The organism is Nocardioides sp. YIM 152315 (genome assembly GCF_029210375.1).
In the GTDB taxonomy this organism is placed as follows: Bacteria; Actinomycetota; Actinomycetes; order Propionibacteriales; family Nocardioidaceae; genus Nocardioides.
Genome location: NZ_JARGER010000037.1, coordinates 246861 through 264396 on the forward strand (window position 1 = coordinate 246861; position 17536 = coordinate 264396).

The 17536-nt window shown below is 72.0% G+C and carries 14 protein-coding genes; 11 read left to right on the plus strand and 3 right to left on the minus strand.

Annotated elements, in window-relative coordinates:
- Positions 1–6: 6 nt before the first annotated feature.
- Entirely contained in the window at positions 7–2334 is a 2328-nt protein-coding gene (locus PZ894_RS12760; RefSeq protein WP_275745260.1) for a transglycosylase domain-containing protein, read from the minus strand.
- Positions 2335–2530: 196 nt separating this feature from the next.
- Here PZ894_RS12760 and PZ894_RS12765 point away from each other — a divergent pair, with 196 nt between their 5' ends.
- Together PZ894_RS12765 and PZ894_RS12770 are read left to right on the plus strand one after the other, a co-directional pair.
- Positions 2531–3157, plus strand: coding sequence for a PadR family transcriptional regulator (locus PZ894_RS12765; RefSeq protein ID WP_275745262.1), 627 nt, complete (start codon positions 2531–2533; stop codon positions 3155–3157).
- A gap of 45 nt (positions 3158–3202) precedes the next feature.
- A complete protein-coding gene (locus PZ894_RS12770) occupies positions 3203–4288 on the plus strand; it encodes an inositol-3-phosphate synthase (protein ID WP_275745264.1) in 1086 nt (361 codons plus the stop codon).
- Positions 4289–4486: 198 nt separating this feature from the next.
- On the opposite strand, the gene PZ894_RS12775 is transcribed toward PZ894_RS12770, so the two are convergent.
- Positions 4487–5905: a CCA tRNA nucleotidyltransferase gene (locus tag PZ894_RS12775; protein ID WP_275745770.1), complete on the minus strand. Its 1419-nt coding sequence runs from the start codon at positions 5903–5905 to the stop codon at positions 4487–4489.
- A gap of 100 nt (positions 5906–6005) precedes the next feature.
- Here PZ894_RS12775 and PZ894_RS12780 point away from each other — a divergent pair, with 100 nt between their 5' ends.
- The 7 genes from PZ894_RS12780 (at position 6006) to trxA (ending at position 14812) form a co-directional block, all read left to right on the plus strand.
- Positions 6006–8213 (plus strand): DUF6049 family protein, encoded by a 2208-nt coding sequence (locus tag PZ894_RS12780; RefSeq protein ID WP_275745266.1) that lies wholly within the window; start codon positions 6006–6008, stop codon positions 8211–8213.
- A gap of 7 nt (positions 8214–8220) precedes the next feature.
- Positions 8221–9891, plus strand: coding sequence for a murein biosynthesis integral membrane protein MurJ (gene murJ, locus PZ894_RS12785; protein ID WP_275745268.1), 1671 nt, complete (start codon positions 8221–8223; stop codon positions 9889–9891).
- A 71-nt stretch (positions 9892–9962) separates the two neighbouring features.
- On the plus strand, positions 9963–11882 hold the full coding sequence (locus tag PZ894_RS12790; protein WP_275745270.1) for a protein kinase family protein: 1920 nt from the start codon (positions 9963–9965) through the stop codon (positions 11880–11882).
- Entirely contained in the window at positions 11879–12574 is a 696-nt protein-coding gene (gene sigM / locus PZ894_RS12795) for an RNA polymerase sigma factor SigM (protein ID WP_275745271.1), read from the plus strand. The genes PZ894_RS12790 and sigM overlap by 4 nt, the downstream gene beginning before the upstream one ends.
- Positions 12575–12614: 40 nt before the next feature.
- Positions 12615–13289 carry a hypothetical protein gene (locus tag PZ894_RS12800; RefSeq protein ID WP_275745272.1) on the plus strand — a complete coding sequence of 225 codons (675 nt, stop codon included), beginning with the start codon at positions 12615–12617 and terminating at the stop codon, positions 13287–13289.
- Positions 13290–13372: 83 nt separating this feature from the next.
- Entirely contained in the window at positions 13373–14398 is a 1026-nt protein-coding gene (gene trxB, locus PZ894_RS12805) for a thioredoxin-disulfide reductase (RefSeq protein ID WP_275745273.1), read from the plus strand.
- 81 nt (positions 14399–14479) lie between these two features.
- Positions 14480–14812, plus strand: coding sequence for a thioredoxin (gene trxA, locus PZ894_RS12810; protein WP_275745275.1), 333 nt, complete (start codon positions 14480–14482; stop codon positions 14810–14812).
- Positions 14813–14827: 15 nt separating this feature from the next.
- Here the strand turns inward: trxA and PZ894_RS12815 are convergent, their stop codons facing one another.
- The gene (locus PZ894_RS12815; protein ID WP_275745277.1) at positions 14828–15454 is read right to left on the minus strand and encodes a GNAT family N-acetyltransferase; all 627 of its coding nucleotides are present in this window, start codon (positions 15452–15454) and stop codon (positions 14828–14830) included.
- A 61-nt stretch (positions 15455–15515) separates the two neighbouring features.
- On the opposite strand from PZ894_RS12815, the gene PZ894_RS12820 reads away from it, so the two are divergent.
- Both PZ894_RS12820 and PZ894_RS12825 read left to right on the plus strand, forming a co-directional pair.
- Positions 15516–16730, plus strand: coding sequence for a pyridoxal phosphate-dependent aminotransferase (locus PZ894_RS12820; RefSeq protein ID WP_275745278.1), 1215 nt, complete (start codon positions 15516–15518; stop codon positions 16728–16730).
- Between the two features lie 6 nt (positions 16731–16736).
- The gene (locus tag PZ894_RS12825; protein ID WP_275745279.1) at positions 16737–17498 is read left to right on the plus strand and encodes a lysophospholipid acyltransferase family protein; all 762 of its coding nucleotides are present in this window, start codon (positions 16737–16739) and stop codon (positions 17496–17498) included.
- The last annotated feature ends 38 nt before the right edge of the window (positions 17499–17536 follow it).

The following is a 17536-nucleotide window of genomic DNA, read 5'->3' on the forward strand; positions in this document are numbered from 1 at the left end:
CGCTCCTCAGCCCCGTCGCGCGGCTGGCGGGGTCGAGGCCGGCGCGGTCGCCGCCGGCGGAGTCGGAGTCGGAGTGCTCGGCGGCGGGGTCTGACAGCCGACCAGCGGGTCACAGGTCGGCGGCGTCGCCGGTGGCGGGGTCGTCGGCGTGTCGCTGGGCGTCGGGGTGTCCGACGGCTCGTCGGGGGTGTCCGACGGCTCGTCGGGCGTCTTCGACGGCTTCTTCGTCGGCTTCTTCGTCGGCTTCGGCGGTGGCGTGTACGGGTCGTGCCCGTCGTCGGGCGCCTCGCCGTCGAGGTGGGCCGGCTCCGGGAAGTCCTCGATCTCGGCGCCCTCCAGCGCCCGGCCCATCACATCGGTCCAGGTGCGTGCCGGGTAGGAGCCACCGAAGTACTCGGGCAGCCAGTCGTCGAGCTTCTCCTGCCCCTTGCCGCGCACGTACATGACGGCGGTGGCGAGCTGCGGCGTGTAGCCCACGAACCAGGCCGACGCCACGTCGTCGTCGGCGTTGGTCGCGGTGCCGGTCTTGCCGGCCGCGGGACGGCCGAGGTTGAGCGCCGCCGTACCGCTTCCGGACTGGACGACCTGCTGCATGGCGTACGACGTGTCGGCCGCGACGTCCTCGTCGATGGCCTGCTTCGTCGACTGCTTGAACGTGTAGAGGGGCTCGCCGTCCTTGTCCACGACCTTCTGCACGACGTGCGGCCGGGCCGCGCGGCCACCGTTGGCGATGGAGGCGTACGCGTTGGCCATGTTGACCGGGGCGATGGTCGCCGAGCCCAGCGCGATGCCGCTGACCGGCTCGAGGCCCGGGCTGTTGTCGAGGTTGTTGTAGCCGCCGCGCGCGTTCTTGTTCCAGTTCGGGATGCCGAGGTCAACGGCGGTCTCGAGGATCTTCTCGGGGCCGTCGGGCATCGAGACGGTGAGGTCGGCGAAGACCGTGTTGATCGAGTCCTCGGTGCCGCGGAGCAGGCTGATGGCCGAGCCGTAGTCGGTGCCCAGACCGTCGGAGCCGTAGCCCTCGTTGCGCACCCGGTCGCCGGTGCCCTCCTCGTTGTAGTAGAAGGGCGAGTTGCCGTCGAACGTGTCCTCGAGGGAGAAGCCCTCCTCGAGGGCGGCGGCCACCGCGAACGGCTTGAACGTCGACCCCACCATCCCGCCGGTGACGGCCCAGTTGATCTGCGACTGGAGGTAGTCCTGGCCGCCGTAGATGCCGCGGATGGCCCCGGTGCCCGGCTCCACCGAGGCGACGCCGACGTGCAGGTTCTTGTCCGAGAACTCCGGGCCCTCCGGGCGCTGCTCGCGTACGCCGGCCGCCGCGGCGTCCATCGCCTTCTTCGTGAACGTCGTGGTGACGCGGATGCCGCCGCCGTCGATCTGCTGGTCGTCGAAGCCCAGGTCGTGCAGCTCGCTGCGGACCATCGCGAGCATGTGGCCCTTCTGCCCGCCGTACCGGCTCTCGGCCGCGATCTCCGGGAACTTCGGCAGCTTCCGGCCCGCCTTCTCGGCCTTCTCGGCGCTGATGTTGCCGGCATCGGCCATGCCCTCGAGCACGTAGGTGTAGCGCTCCTTGAGCGCCTTCTTGGAGTCCTTGCCGTTCGCCGGGTCGAAGTTCGACGGGTTGTTGAGCACGCTGGCGAGCACGGCGGACTCGCGCAGGCTGAGGCGCTTGGCGTCCTTGCCGAAGTACGCCTCCGCCGCGGCCTGCACGCCGTACGCCGACCGCCCGAAGTAGATGGTGTTGAGGTAGCCCTCGAGGATCTCCGACTTCGACATCTCCCGCTGGAGCTTCAGCGAGAGGATCGCCTCCTTCAGCTTTCGCTCGTAGGAGCGCTCCTGCGTCAGGTAGAGGATCTTGACGTACTGCTGGGTGATCGTGGACGCACCCTGGGTCGAGTTGCCCTGCGCGTTGCTGAACGCGGCCCGCACGATCCCCTTGGGGTCGATGCCGTTGTCGGTCCAGAAGCTGCGGTTCTCGGCGGCGACGACCGCGTCCTGGAGGTTCTGCGGCATCTGGTCGAGCGGGATCGACTGGCGGTTCTGGGTCGCGAAGCTGCCGACCTCGGTCTTGCCGTCGGAGTAGTAGATGAACGAGGTCTGGGTCTCGAACTCGTCGTTGGGGTCCGGGAGGTCGGTCGTCTGGTAGGCGTAGATGAAGCCTCCGACGGCGACGAGCATGCCGACCAGGCCCACCACCAGCAGCCACCGGGCGACGCGCCACACCTGCTGCTTGCGGGTCCGGGGTCGCTTCGCACCGCTGCCCTCGGCGGTGGCGCCCTTCTTGGCAGTGGTGCTGGTCTGTGCGGGGCCGGCGGCCCGGCGCTTGCCACTCACGGTCGTTGGCTCCGCTGGATCGGTGAACACGGGTCCTCCCGGGCGGGAGGCGGGCGCGGACCGGGATCCGGGCCGTTCGACAGAGTACGGGGGCGGCCCGCGCGCGCCCAAGACGACGCTCGGGTGACGTGCGCGATGGAGCGCGTCGACGTGTCCCCTATTCGCAACACGCGGATATATCGCTACGATAGGTCCCATGGCACGTCGTGCGGAGACCATCGAGCTGGCAGTCCTGGGGCTGCTGCACGAGGGACCCATGCACGGCTACGAGCTCCGCAAGCGCCTCAACCTGATGCTGGGCTGGGGCCGCGTCCTCTCCTACGGGTCGCTCTACCCGGCCCTGAAGAAGATGCTCCGCGCCTCGCTGATCGAGGAGACGATGACGACCAAGACGCCGGGGACACCGGTGTCGAAGCGGCCGCGCATCACCTACCAGGTCACCGAGGCGGGCACGCGGGAGTTCGAGCGCCTGATGTCGGAGGTCGGCCCCACCGCCTGGGAGGACGACAACTTCGACATCCGGTTCGCCTTCTTCTCCTCGACCGACATGGAGATCCGGCTGCGCGTGCTCGAGGGCCGGCGTACCCGCCTCCAGGAGCGGCTGGACCGCGTCCAGAGCCAGCTCGCCATGACGCAGAAGGAGGTCGACCGCTACGCGGCCGAGCTCCAGCGGCACGGCGTCGAGTCGGTCGAGCGCGAGGTCCGGTGGCTCTCGGACCTCATCAACGCCGAGCGCAAGGGCGAGCTCGACCGGGCGGGGGCCGACATCCAGGACCCCGGAGCCGACACGACCAGCACCGGCCGGCAGGCCACCCAGAAGTAGATCTCGAAGCAGACCTCGAAGAAGTACAGAAGGAAGGGAATCCCGATGGGTTCGGTACGAGTGGCAATCGTGGGAGTGGGCAACTGCGCCACCTCCCTGATCCAGGGCGTGCACTACTACAAGGACGCCGACCCTGCGGGCACCGTCCCGGGTCTCATGCACGTCACCTTCGGCGACTACCACGTCTCCGACGTGCAGTTCGTCGCCGCGTTCGACGTCGACGACAAGAAGGTCGGCAAGGACCTCTCCGAGGCGATCAACGCCTCCGAGAACAACACGATCAAGATCGCGGACGTGCCGACCCTCGGCATCGAGGTGCAGCGCGGCCACACGCTCGACGGCCTCGGCAAGTACTACCGCGAGACGATCGAGGAGTCGGCCGCCGAGCCGGTCGACGTCGTGCAGGTGCTGCGCGAGACCGGCGCCGACGTCCTGGTGTCCTACCTGCCGGTGGGCTCCGAGGAGGCCGACAAGTTCTACGCGCAGTGCGCGATCGACGCGGGCGTGGCCTTCGTCAACGCCCTCCCGGTGTTCATCGCCTCCGACCCCGAGTGGGCCAAGAAGTTCGAGGACGCCGGCGTCCCGATCGTCGGCGACGACATCAAGTCGCAGGTGGGCGCCACCATCACCCACCGCGTGATGGCCAAGCTGTTCGAGGACCGCGGCGTCACGCTGGACCGCACCTACCAGCTCAACGTCGGCGGCAACATGGACTTCAAGAACATGCTCGAGCGCGAGCGCCTGGAGTCCAAGAAGGTCTCCAAGACCCAGGCCGTCACCTCGAACCTGAACGGCGAGCTGGCCGGCAAGGTCTACGACAAGAACGTGCACATCGGCCCGTCGGACTACGTCCAGTGGCTCGACGACCGCAAGTGGGCCTACGTGCGCCTCGAGGGCCGCGCGTTCGGCGACGTGCCGCTGAACCTGGAGTACAAGCTCGAGGTGTGGGACTCCCCCAACTCCGCCGGCATCATCATCGACGCGATCCGCGCCGCGAAGATCGCCAAGGACCGCGGCATCGGTGGCCCGATCATCTCGGCGTCGTCGTACCTGATGAAGTCCCCGCCGGTGCAGCTCCCCGACGACGAGGGCCGTCGCCGCGTCGAGGCGTTCATCAAGGGCGAGGAGTGACAGTCCCCCGCTGACCCACCGTCGACCCGTCCGAGTCTTCTCGGGCGGGTCGAGGTGCATCCGGGGTGGCGGCGCGTCCTGCAGCCGCGGCTTCATCAAGGGATGTCGGTCAGACCGCGCTTCCCGTGCCGAGCCCGGCGAGGGGAGCGCGGCTCCGCCTTCATCCCTTGATGAAGCGACGCGCGGCCGGGCCGGGCGTCAGCGAGCGGCCCACCACTCCCGCAGCGCGGTCTCGGCTTCCGCGGGGGTCAGCGGTCCCCGGTCGATCCGCAGCTCGAGCAGGAAGCGGTAGGCCTCGCCGACCTCGCGGCCAGGGCCGACGCCGAGGATCTCCATGATCTGGTTCCCGTCGATGTCGGGGCGGATGGCGTCGAGCTCCTCCTGCTCGGCGAGCCGGGCGATGCGCTCCTCGAGGTCGTCGTAGGTGCGTTGCAGCCGCTCGGCCTTGCGCCGGTTGCGGGTGGTCGAGTCTGCGCGGGTGAGGATGTGCAGCCGCTCGAGCTGGTCGCCGGCGTCGCGCACGTAGCGGCGTACGGCGGAGTCGGTCCACTCGCCGCTGCCGTAGCCGTGGAACCGCAGGTGGAGCTCGACCAGCCTGCTCACCGCGTCGATGTCGTCGTTGGAGAAGCGCAGCGCCTTCATCCGCTTGCGGGTCATCTTGGCGCCGACCACGTCGTGGTGGTGGAAGGTCACCGTGCCGTCGTCCAGGAAGCGCCGGGTCCGCGGCTTCCCGACGTCGTGCATCAGCGCGGCGAAGCGCGCGACGAAGTCCGGCCCGCCGGCCGGCAGCCGAGACTCGAGGTCCATCGCCTGCTCCAGCACGGTGAGCGTGTGCTGGTAGACGTCCTTGTGGCGGTGGTGCTCGTCGCGTTCGAGCGCGAGCGCGGGAAGCTCGGGCAGCACCAGCTCGGCGAGCCCGGTGTCGACGAGCAGCGTGAGGCCCAGCCGGGGGTACGGCGCGCACACGAGCTTGACGAGCTCGTCGCGCACCCGCTCGGCCGAGATGATCTCGATCCGTCCCGCCATCGAGCGCATCGCCTCCACGACGGAGGGGTCCACGGTGAACCCGAGCTGCGCGACGAACCGTGCCGCGCGCATCATCCGCAGCGGGTCGTCGGAGAAGGAGTCCTCCGGGCGGCCCGGGGTCCGCAGCACCCGGTGGGCGAGGTCGACGATCCCGCCGTACGGGTCCTCGACCTCGCGGCCCGGCACCCGCACCGCCATCGCGTTGACGGTGAAGTCGCGGCGGCCGAGGTCGCCGGCGAGGGAGTCGCCGAAGTCGACGTCCGGCTTGCGGGAGGTCGGATCGTAGGACTCCGAGCGGTACGTCGTGACCTCGACCAGCCACTCGCCCTTCCGGCACCCGATTGTGCCGAACGCGCGGCCCATGTCCCAGATCGCCTCCGCCCAGCCCTTGAGCAGGCGCTCGGTCTCGTCGGGCCGGGCCGAGGTGGTGAGGTCGAGGTCGTTGTGGTGCCGCCCGAGCATCGCGTCGCGCACCGGGCCACCGACCAGGGCGAGCTCGTGGCCGGCCTCGGCGAACCGTCGGCCGAGCTCGTCGATCACCGGCGCGATCCGGTCCAGCTCGGTCGCGACCGAGCGCTGGACGTCGGCCATGGCGAGCGGGGGCGGCGGGGCGTCGGGCACGGGCGGCAAGTCTAGTGGCGACCGGCCCGGTGGCCTGATCGGCGTGAGGGTCGGCCAGTAGAGTCGCTGCGTGCTTCGCCCGGTGTCGCTGCTGCCTGCCCTCGTGGCGGCGGCGCTCGTCGGGCTGCTGCTCGTCCCGCTGTCCACGCCGATCACACCGGCCGGTGCCGCCGAGTCGGCGCCGAAGAGGACCGCGGAGGTCGCGCCGCTCGAGGTCACCATCGAGAACCTGACGCCGTCCGCGCTCCCCCGGCGCGGCGAGGTCCGGGTGAGCGGGACGGTCACGAACGTCGACGAGCAGGCGTGGACGACCATCAACCTCTACTCGTTCGTGGCCGACGCCCCGATGACGACCTCGGCCGAGCTGGCCGACGCGGCGGTGACCGGGTCCGAGGAGTTCGTCGGCGAGCGCGTCACCGACCCGGGCCCCTACGAGACCATCGACCACCTGGACCCGGGCGAGACCGAGGCGTTCTCCTTCTCGGTGCCCCGTCGACGGATCGCCGCCGAGTCCCCGGACGGCGTCGGCGCCGATGCAGCCGGCGTCTACTGGTTCGGCGTCCACGCGCTGGGCCAGGCCGACGAGCCGCGCGACGACGTCGCCGACGGCCGGGCCCGCACCTTCCTGCCGCTGGTCCCGCCGACCTCGCGCACCGTCGACACCGCGCTCGTGCTCCCGATCCGGCGATCGGTGCAGCACGAGACCGACGGCCGGGTGGCCAACCTGGCCCGCTGGACCCGCGCGCTCGGCGGCAACGGGCAGCTGCGCCGGATGGCCGACTTCGGCGCGGCGGCCGGCGACCAGCCGATCTCGTGGCTCGTGGACCCGGCGGTCGTCGACGCCGCCGTACGGCTCACCGAGGGCAATCCGCCGCGCTCGATCGAGGCGACCATCGAGCCCGAGCAGCCGGACGACGAGTCCGGCTCACCCGAGCCGTCGGAGGACGCGACGGAGCCGGAGCCCGGCGAGGACACCGACGAGTCGCCGTCGGCGGACGAGGACGCCGGCACGACCGACGCCCAGGACGCCGCCGTCACCGAAGCGGCCACCGCGGCCACCGACTGGCTGGGCCGGATGCAGACCGCGCTCTCCGGCAACGAGATCCTCAGCCTCCCGTACGGCGACCTCGACGTGGCCGGCGCCGCGAGCCACGACCCCCCGACGTACGACGTCGCCCGCGAGCGCTCCGGCACCGAGCTCGCCCCGTGGGGGCTGACCACGACGCCGGCGATCGCGTCGCCGTCCGGCTTCCTGCCGACCACGGCTCTCGACCTCGTCGACGACGAGACGCAGGTGCTCGTCTCCGATCGGGTCTTCGGCGACCGGGCCGACCACGCGCCCACCGTGGCGCACACCGACGGCCGGACGATGGTGGTCTCCTCCACCGGCGCCGCGAGCGGCGGGCCCGGCCCGGGCGACACGCTGGCGCCGCTGTCGGTGCGTCAGCGGATCGTGAGCGAGGCCGCCCTGCGGCTGCTGAGCCCCGGACGACGTCCCCTGGTGGTGGTGCTGCCGCAGGGCTGGGCGCCCGAGACGAGCTCCGGGTTCTTCGACGGCCTCGACACCGGGTGGCTGCGGCTGACGACCGTCGACGCCATCTCGCAGCGTCCCGGCCGCGAGGTCGACGGGGAGCGGATCGTCTACCCCGACAGCCAGCGCGACGCGGAGCTCGACAGCGTCGACTTCGCCGCCGCCACGGGGCTCAGCGAGGCCGGCGCCACGCTGCAGAACCTGCTGACGCTCAACGACCGGGTCGGCGGCGCCGTGCAGGACGAGGCCCTCACCGACGTGTCCTACGCCAGCCGCCGCTTCCCGCTGCGCAGCCGGGCCTCGGCCGCCCGGTCCCGCGGATGGATCGAGCAGCACCTGACCGCGGTCAGGGTCGAGGCCCCGAAGGCGGTCATCCTCTCCAGCGGCAGCGGCCGCTTCTCCGCCACCGTCAGCAACGCGCTCGAGGAGCCCGTGACCGTGCGCCTCGACGCCCTGACCGACCCCGCGCTCGAGGTCAGCGTCCCCGACGAGGACGTCGAGATCGGCCCGGGGGCCCGCACGACCATCCTGCTCAACGCGACGTCGTCCGCCGTCGGCGTCCGCAACGTCACACTGTTGCTCACCGACGTCGAGGGCGCGCCGATCGGCTCGGCGGACTCGCTGCCGATCCGCTCCAACCGCGTCAGCAACGTGATCTGGCTGATCCTCGGCACCGGCGTGGCCCTGCTCTTCGCCACCATCTTCGTGCGCCTCTTCCGCCGCATCCGGGCGGCGGCGCGCTCGTGAGCGCACCATGAGCAGCTTCGACGGAGAGGCCCGCGAGGAGGAGCGCGACCGCGTCCTCGTGAACAGCGCGGTGATGGCGGCCGGCACCATCGTGTCCCGCCTGAGCGGCTTCGTGCGCTCGACACTGCTGGCGGCGGCCCTCGGCGCGAAGCTGCACGCCGACCTGTTCAACATCGCGAACACGATCCCGAACATGCTCTACATCCTGCTCGCGGGCGGGGTCGTCAACGCCGTGCTGGTGCCGCAGCTGGTCCGGGCGATGAAGGAGGACCCCGACCGGGGCGACGCCTACACCAACCGGATCATCACCCTCGCCGCGCTGTTCCTCGGCATCGTGACGGTGCTGCTGGTCGTCGCGGCCCCGTGGCTCATCAGGCTCTTCCTCACCCACGACCTGAGCACGGCGGAGTACGCCGCCCAACGGGAGTCGATCGTCGACTTCGCGCGCTACTGCCTGCCGCAGGTCTTCTTCTACGGCATGTACGTCCTCGTCGGCCAGGTGCTCAACGCGCGCGGCAGGTTCGGGCCGATGATGTGGGCGCCGATCGCCAACAACGTCATCTCCATCGCGGTGCTGGTCGTCTACCTGGTCGTGTTCGGCCCGGCCGAGGACGTGTTCGGCCCCTACACCGCCGACCAGGAGCTGCTGCTCGGCGTCGGCTCGACGCTGGGCATCGCGGCCCAGTTCGCGATCCTGGTGCCCTACCTGCGCGCCACCGGGTTCCGCTACCGCCCGCGCTTCGACTTCCTCCACACCGGGCTCGGCCACACGTTCCGGCTGGGCGTCTGGACGGTGCTCTTCGTCGTCGTCAACCAGGTCGCCTACACGGTGGTGGTGCGGCTGGCGTCCGGGGGCACCGCGGCGTCGACCGACGGCACCGGCTACTCCATCTACTCCCAGACGTTCCTCATCACGATGGTCCCGCACTCGGTCGTCACGGTGTCGCTGGCGACCGCGATCCTGCCGCGCCTGGCCGCCCGCGCCTCCGACGGCGACGACGCCGGCCTCGCCACGTCACTCGCCGAGACGCTGCGCGGAGCGCTCTCGCTCATCCTGCCGTTCGCGCTGATCCTGCCGTCCCTGGCGCTCGCGGTCTCCCGCCTGATCTGGGGGTACGGCGCAGCCGCCGACGACTACCCCGACTTCGCGCCCTCGCTGGCGCTCTTCGGCGGCGGACTCCTCTTCTTCACGGTCCACTACCTGGTGCTGCGCGGGTTCTACGCCCTCGAGCAGACCCGCACGGTGTTCTGGATCCAGTGCGCGGTCGCCGGCACCAACATCGTCGCCGCCCTCGTCCTGGTCGGCCTCACCGACGCCGCGGCCACGGCCCCCGCCCTCGTGCTCGCCTACACGGCGTCGTACGCCGTGGGCGCCGTGCTCTCCTACTCGATGCTGTCCCGCCGGCTCGGCGGCCTGCACACCCGCACCCTGGGGCGGTTCCTCGGCCGCCTGGCCGTGGCGGCACTGCTCGCAGCCGCGGCGGCCGCCGGGACGGCGTACCTCCTCCACGACGTCATCGGCGTCTCCCGACTCTGGGCCGCGGTCGTCGGCGTCGGGGCCACCGCTGCCGTGGGCGGCCTCGTCCTGATCGGCACCGCGCGTGCGATGCGCCTCGAGGAGCTCACCTCGATCGTCGACACGATCACTCGCCGGCTGCCCCTCCCACGGAGGGGGTGAGGGCAGCCTACGATGGGCATCGGGGCCACGTGAGCGAAGACCGCACGGGCAGCCGACACGAGGGGAGCTGAGTGCCGAGCTCGATCCGGCCGGGCGACGTGCTCGCCGACCGGTACCGACTGGTCGACCTGCTCACCGAGAGCGGGGGCGGCCGGTTCTGGCGAGCCCACGACCGGGTGCTGGAGAGGTACGTCGCGCTGCACGTCATCGCGGAGGACGACGAGCGCGCGAGCGCCCTGCTCCACGCCGCCAAGCGCTCCGCGACCATCCACGACCGCCGGCTGCTGCGGGTGCTCGACGCCGACCACGCCGACGGGCACTGCTTCGTCGTCAACGAGTGGGGCTCCGGCGACTCCCTCGACATCATGCTCGCGGCGGGGCCGCTGGGTCCGCGCCGCGCGGCGTGGCTGGTCTCGGAGGTCGCCGGCTGTGTCGCCGCCGGACACGAGGCCGGCGTCGCGCACGGCCGGCTCGCCCCCGAGAACGTGCTCATCGACCACACCGGCGCGGTCCGGATCATCGGGTACGCCGTGGAGGCGGCCATGCACGGACTGCCGCCCGGGCGGGTGTCCACCGACGTCGCGGACCTCGGCGGGCTCCTCTACTGCGCGCTGACCGGCAAGTGGCCGGGCGTCTCCTCCTCGGCGGTCCCTCCGGCGCCGCTCGTGCAGGGCCGCGTGCTCCGGCCCCGACAGGTCCGCGCCGGCATCCCGCGCCCGCTCGACGGGCTGTGCGACGAGGTCGTCAACCCCTACTCGGGCCCGGCGGGCGCCCGGCTGCGCGAGTCCCACGACCTCGCCTCCGCGCAGGGCATCTCCGACTACCTGTGCGCGTTCGTCGGCGACGCGACCGGGCTCGTCGAGGCGGAGGCCAAGGCCGGGCACCGCGACACCACCGAGATCGCGGCCCTCCCGGCGGTCCCCGATCCACGGCCCAAGGACGCCGCGCCGGCGCCGGAAGCCGAGCCCGTCCCGGAGCCCGTCCCCGAGCCGGGACCCGCCCCGTCCACGCCGTCCACGCCGTCCGCCCCGTCCGCCCCTTCCGCCCCTTCCGCCCCGTCCACGCGGTCCACGGACCTGCCGACCGAGGCCGGTCTGCCGATCTTCGACGATGCCGCCGACGACGTCTCGTGGCTGGCCCGCCCGGGCGAGCCCGCACCGCCCCCGCCCCCGTTCGAGGAGCCGCCCGAGCGGCCGCTCTTCGCACCCTCGCCGACCGGAGGTGGCCCGGCCCGTACGCCGCGCCCGGGCGCCCGCGCGCCCCAGCCCGCGCCGGCACCGGCCCCGGCCGCAGCCGGCGGCAGCGGCCGGGGGTTCTGGCCCTGGGACACCGGGACCGGTCCGCTGGCGTTCGCCGAGGAACCCGTCGAGGAGGTGCCGGGCCGCAGCTGGCTGCGGCTCGCCGCCATCATCGCGACGGCCGTGGTGCTGCTGCTCGCGGTCGTCGTCGCCTACAACCTCGGCCGCGGACGGACCCCGCTCGGCGCCGTACCGGACGACGACAGCCCGGCCCCGACGCCGGCCACCCAGTCGCCGATCGCGCCGGCGGCCGACCCGATCGCGGGCGTCACCGCCGCCGACTTCGACCCGGAGGGCGACCCGCCCGACGAGAACCCCGACCTCGCTCCCCTCGCCGTCGACGGCGACCCGACCACCGCGTGGCGGACCCTCGACTACGAGCAGAACTTCGGCCCCGGCGGCCTGAAGAACGGCGTCGGTCTCCTGCTCGACCTCGGGTCGGTGCGCAACGTGTCGGCCGTGGACGTCACGGTCCTCGGCGGGTCCACGGGCGTCTCGCTCTACCTGGGCGAGACCGCGCCGACCGACGTCGCCGACCTAACCCCCGCCGCGAGCGCGACCGTCGACGACGAGCAGCAGATCGCCCTCGAGCAGCCCGCGCAGGCCCGGTACGTCGTGGTCTGGCTGACGTCGGTCCCGGCGGTCGGTGCGGAGTTCCGCGGGCAGGTCGCCGAGGTGACGGTCCGGGGATGACCACCCCACCGATGGACGGCGACGACCGGTCCGACCGCGACCTGCTGGCGGCCCACGTCGCCGGCGACGCGGAGGCGTTCGGCATCCTGTTCGCCCGCCATCGCGACCGGCTCTGGGCGGTCGCGGTGCGCACGATGGGCAACCGCGAGGATGCGGCCGACGGCCTCCAGGACGGGCTCGTCGCTGCCTATCGCCGGGCCGGCACGTTCCGCGGCGATGCCGCCGTGACGACCTGGCTGCACCGCGTCGTGGTCAACGCCTGCCTCGACCGCCTCCGCGCCGCGAAGGTACGTCGCGCCGAGGCGCTGCCCGACGACCTCGACGACCACGGGGCCGGACGCGGCTCGCTGGTCTCGGCGATCGACGACGACCCGGCCGACCTCGCGGCCACGCGGGAACGCAGGGAGGTGGTCCTCGACGCCCTGCGCGCCCTCCCCGACGAGCAGCGCGCCGCGCTCGTGCTCGTCGACATGGAGGGCTATCCGGTCGCCGAGGCCGCGACGATCCTCGACTGCCCCGTCGGGACCGTGAAGTCGCGGTGCTCGCGCGGCCGCGCCCGACTGGCTGAGGTGCTCGCGCCGCTGCTCGACGAGTCCGCGCGTGACCCGGGCGACACCCCGCCCCGGAACCCCGCCCGGCCCGCGCCCGTCGAAACCGGCGACGCACCCCGCGGCCCGCCCACGACGGGCTGACCGTCCCGACCACGATCACGACCCGAGGGGGTGAACACCGGTGCCCGAGCCCGACCTGACGCGCGAGGAGGAAGACGTCCGTCGCCTGCTCGCGGAGGCCCGCCACGTCGAGCCGATGCCCGACGACGTCGTCGACCGGCTCGACCGGGTGCTCGCCGACCTCCGCCCGGCGCGAGCCGAGCCCGCCGCGGACCGCCTGCCCGACCACACCGCCGAGCAGCGTCGGCGCTGGCTGCGCAACCTCGTGCTCGCCGCCGCCGTCGTCGTCGTGGTCGGCGTCGGTATCTCGCGCATCGACCTCTCCGGAGCCGACGACGACGCGGGCTCCTCGGCCGACTCGTCGGCGGAGGCGCCGGCGGCCCGCGACCAGGCGGAGGCCGGTGGTGACGCGTCGCCGGACGCCGGCGCGCCACTCGCGCTCCGGTCCGCCACCTTCGAGCGCCAGGTCGCCCACTACGCCGGCACCGGACGGCTCACGAAGCTCTCCCAGCTCCGATCCCTCGACGCCGACGAGGGGAAGGCCGAGGACGGCGCGCCCTCCGCCGCGCGGTGCCCCGGTGACGACCGCGGGCCCGGCCGCGAGGTCGCCGCGACGTACGACGGCGGGCCAGCGGTGCTCGTCGTACGTCCGGCCGCGGACGGCGACCGTCGGGTGGACCTCTACCTGTGCGGCACCGACGAGCCACTCCGGTCGACGACGGTCCCCGCGCCCTGACGGGTGCGCGTGCGGGAAGTTTCCTCACCTACGATCGGTTCTACTGGTCGCAGACCGCATCCATCCGAGGAGAAGCACGCTTCATGTCCGACACCGTTCGTGACGTCGTTCGAGATGTCATCGTCATCGGCTCCGGCCCCTCCGGCTACACCGCCGCGCTCTACACGGCGCGCGCCAACCTCAAGCCGCTCGTCTTCGAGGGCTCGGTGACCGCCGGCGGCGCCCTGATGAACACCACGGAGGTCGAGAACTTCCCGGGCTTCCGCGACGGCATCATGGGCCCCGCCCTGATGGACGAGATGCGCGCCCAGGCGGAGCGGTTCGGCGCCGAGCTGGTCGCCGACGACGTCGTCGAGGTCGAGCTCACCGGCGACGTCAAGACCGTGAAGACCGCCACCGAGACCCACCGGGCCCGCGCCGTGATCCTGGCGATGGGCTCGGGCTACCGCAAGCTCGGCCTGCCGCGCGAGGAGGAGCTCTCCGGCCGCGGCGTGTCGTGGTGCGCCACCTGCGACGGGTTCTTCTTCCGCGACCAGCACATCGCCGTCGTCGGCGGCGGCGACTCCGCGATCGAGGAGGCCACCTTCCTGACCCGCTTCGGCTCGAAGGTGTCGCTGATCGTACGACGCGACGAGCTGCGCGCCTCGAAGATCATGCAGGAGCGCGCGTTCGCGGACCCCAAGCTCGAGATCCTCTGGAACTCCGTCGTGGAGGAGATCAACGGCGCCGACCGGCTCGGGTCGCTCACGCTGAAGGACACCGTCACCGGCGAGACCCGCAACCTGCCCGCGACCGGCCTGTTCATCGCCATCGGCCACGACCCGCGCTCGGAGCTGCTGCCGGGCCAGGTCGAGCTCGACGAGAACGGCTACGTGATCGCCAGCCACCCGTCGACCGGCACCAACCTGCCCGGCGTCTTCGCCGCGGGCGACCTGGTCGACCACCACTACCGGCAGGCGATCACCGCCGCCGGCACGGGCTGTGCCGCCGCCCTCGACGCCGAGCGCTACCTCGCCGAGCTCGACCACGCCGCGACCGGTCCGCGCGACGCGCAGGACCGGGCCGACGCGGAGCTCGTCTCCGAGGTCGCCCAGACCGCGGGCGCCTGATCCCCCGTCCGCGCGGCGGGGAACATCCGTCCGCGCGGTGCTGTTGAGTGTGATCAGACCTCCGAGTTCACCGAAGAAGGGATGCCTGACGTGGGCAACATCAACGCCGTGACCGACGCCGAGTTCGAGGCGCAGGTCCTCAAGTCCGACAAGCCGGTCCTCGTGGACTTCTGGGCGGAGTGGTGCGGCCCGTGCCGCCAGGTCGCCCCGATCCTCGACGAGATCGCCGGCACGCACGGGGACAAGATCACATTCCTGAAGATGAACGTGGACGAGAACCCCGTCACGCCCTCCAGCTACCGGGTGACGGGCATCCCGACGATCAACGTCTACCAGGGCGGCGAGGTCGTGAAGACCATCGTCGGTGCGCGGCCCAAGGCCGCGCTGCTCAAGGAGCTCGAGGACCTCGTCTGAGGTCACCCGAGCTCGTCATCGAGCACTCCTCGAGGCCCGCGTCGACTTCGGCGCGGGCCTCAGTGCTCCCACCAGCCGCTCGATCGCCGCATCGACCTCGGTGCGCCACCGCACCGAGGTGCGCAGGTCCATCCGCATCCGCGGCGTCGTCGGGTGGGCACGATGGGTCTTGAACCCGACTCCCGCGAGGAATCCGACCGCCGGCCGACAGCTGTCGCCGCGTCCGCGCACGTCGCCGTAGGCCTCGATCGCGCCGAAGCCGCCCCGGCGTACCAGATCCGCGGCGGCGGCCTGGATGAGCATCCGTCCCAGCCCGCCGCCGCGGTGGTCGGGGTGGACGTGCACCGAGGTCAGCAGCACCGCGTCGGGTGACGCCGGCGCCGTGGCGAACCCGGCCGCGCCCGGCACGAACGCCTCGGGCGCGTAGACCACGTGGGCCACGGGCACGTCGTCGACCAGCACCACCCGGCCGCACGAGCCCCACTCGCGCAGCACCTCGGACATCCAGGCGTCCTTCTCGGCGCAGGCGTCGGCGACGCGGCCCCGCCGGACGGGATCCATCTCCCAGAAGAGGCACGAGCGGCAGGGCGCGGCCAGCTCCTCGAGGTGGTCGAGGGTGAGGCGGGTGACCTTGCGCGACATCACAGCTCCCGTCGTGGGATCCCGGGAGCCATCGTAGGCCCGCGCCTGTCAGGATGACGGGGTGCGCAAGATCCGACAGAGTCGCAAGCTGCAGAACGTCCGGTACGACGTGCGCGGGCCGATCCTCGTCGAGGCGCAGCGGCTCGAGGCCGAGGGGCACCACATCCTGAAGCTGAACATCGGCAACACCGCGCCGTTCGGGTTCGACGCACCCGAGGCGATCGTGGCCGACATGGTGCACCACCTGCCCGACGCGCAGGGCTACAGCGACAGCCAGGGGATCTACCCGGCACGCACCGCGGTCGCGCAGTTCTACCAGTCGCGCGGCCTCAAGGACGTCTCGGTCGAGGACGTCTTCATCGGCAACGGCGTCTCCGAGCTGATCACGATGGTGCTGCAGACGTTCATCGACGACGGCAACGAGGTGCTCGTGCCGGCCCCGGACTACCCGCTGTGGACCGGCGCCGTGACCCTGTCGGGCGGCACCGCGGTCCACTACGAGTGCGACGAGGGCGACGGCTGGAACCCCGACCTCGCCGACATCGAGTCGAAGATCACCGAGAACACCCACGGCCTGGTGATCATCAACCCCAACAACCCGACGGGTGCGGTCTACACCGAGCGGACCGTCAAGGGCCTGGTCGACATCGCGCGCCGTCACGACCTGGTCGTCTTCGCCGACGAGATCTACGAGAAGATCATCTTCGACGACGCGGTGCACCACCACGCCGCGGCGTATGCCGGCAGCGACGTGCTGTGCCTGACCTTCAGCGGACTGTCCAAGGCCTACCGGGTCTGCGGCTACCGCGCCGGGTGGGTGATGATCTCGGGGCCCAAGGAGATCGCCGAGGACTTCATCGAGGGCCTCACGCTGATGGCGAACATGCGGATGTGCGCCAACGTCCCCGCGCAGCACGCGATCCAGACGGCGCTCGGCGGCTACCAGTCAGTCGAGGAGCTGATCGTCCCCGGCGGCCGGTTCTACGAGCAGAGCAAGCTGGCCAGCCGCCTGCTCAACGAGATCCCCGGGGTCACCAACGTGGAGCCGCGCGGGGCGCTCTACTGCTTCCCGCGCCTGGACCCCGACGTCTACCCGATCGACGACGACGAGGCGTTCGTCATCGAGCTGCTGCGGGCGAAGAAGATCCTCGTCACCCACGGCACCGGCTTCAACTGGACGCGTCCCGACCACTTCCGGCTGGTCACCCTCCCCGACCACGTGGTGCTCGAGGAGGCGATCGGCCGGATCGCCGACTTCCTCGCGACCCGACGCTAGGACCCCATGCGCGACCTCACCTACCCGACCGTCATCGTCGCGGCGCGCACGGCCTTCCGGCTCCTCGGCCAGCGCTTCCAGCTGACCGGCACCGAGCACGTGCCCCGCTCCGGGGGCGTCCTGCTGGCGTGCAACCACATCGGCTACGTCGACTTCGTCTACGGCGGATTCGCCGCTCACCCCTCGCGGCGCCTGGTCCGGTTCATGGCCAAGCGGGAGATCTTCGACCATCGCGTCGGCGGCCCCGTGATGCGGTCGATGCACCACATCGAGGTGGACCGCGGTGAGGGGCTCGCCTCGTTCCACACGGCGGTCGACTACCTGCGGGCCGGTGAGGCGGTCGGCATCTTCCCCGAGGCGACGATCTCCCGGTCGATGGAGCTCAAGGAGTTCAAGACCGGCGCCGTCCGTATTGCCGCGGCGGCGGGCGTCCCCATCGTCCCCGTCACGATGTGGGGCACGCAGCGGATGATGACCAAGGACCACCCGCGCGACTTCTCCCGGGACAGGACGATCGCGATCTCCGTCGGCGAGCCGCTGCACCCCACGGGCGCCGACCCGGTGGCCGAGACCGCCGAGCTGCGCTCGGCGATGACCGGCCTGCTCGATCGCACCATCCGGGCCTACCCCGCCGAGGAGCAGCCGCCGGGATCGTGGTGGCTGCCCGCGTCGTACGGCGGGAGCGCGCCGACGCCCGAGGAGGCCGCCCGCCTCGACGCGGAGGAGCGTCGGATTCGGGCCGAGCGGCGCAGGAATAAGTCGACTTAACGACTTGTCGGCCTACCGACTTGGCGTCTTGTCGTTGC

What these genes read in the sequence shown, in the direction of transcription:
- PZ894_RS12770 (WP_275745264.1), top strand. Translation starts at nt 3,203, where the DNA reads ATGGGTTCGGTACGAGTGGCAATCGTGGGAGTGGGCAACTGCGCCACC.
- trxA (WP_275745275.1), top strand. Translation starts at nt 14,480, where the DNA reads ATGCCTGACGTGGGCAACATCAACGCCGTGACCGACGCCGAGTTCGAG.
- PZ894_RS12815 (WP_275745277.1), bottom strand. Translation starts at nt 15,454, where the DNA reads ATGTCGCGCAAGGTCACCCGCCTCACCCTCGACCACCTCGAGGAGCTG.
- trxB (WP_275745273.1), top strand. Translation starts at nt 13,373, where the DNA reads ATGTCCGACACCGTTCGTGACGTCGTTCGAGATGTCATCGTCATCGGC.
- murJ (WP_275745268.1), top strand. Translation starts at nt 8,221, where the DNA reads ATGAGCAGCTTCGACGGAGAGGCCCGCGAGGAGGAGCGCGACCGCGTC.
- PZ894_RS12825 (WP_275745279.1), top strand. Translation starts at nt 16,737, where the DNA reads ATGCGCGACCTCACCTACCCGACCGTCATCGTCGCGGCGCGCACGGCC.
- sigM (WP_275745271.1), top strand. Translation starts at nt 11,879, where the DNA reads ATGACCACCCCACCGATGGACGGCGACGACCGGTCCGACCGCGACCTG.
- PZ894_RS12765 (WP_275745262.1), top strand. Translation starts at nt 2,531, where the DNA reads ATGGCACGTCGTGCGGAGACCATCGAGCTGGCAGTCCTGGGGCTGCTG.
- PZ894_RS12775 (WP_275745770.1), bottom strand. Translation starts at nt 5,905, where the DNA reads ATGGCCGACGTCCAGCGCTCGGTCGCGACCGAGCTGGACCGGATCGCG.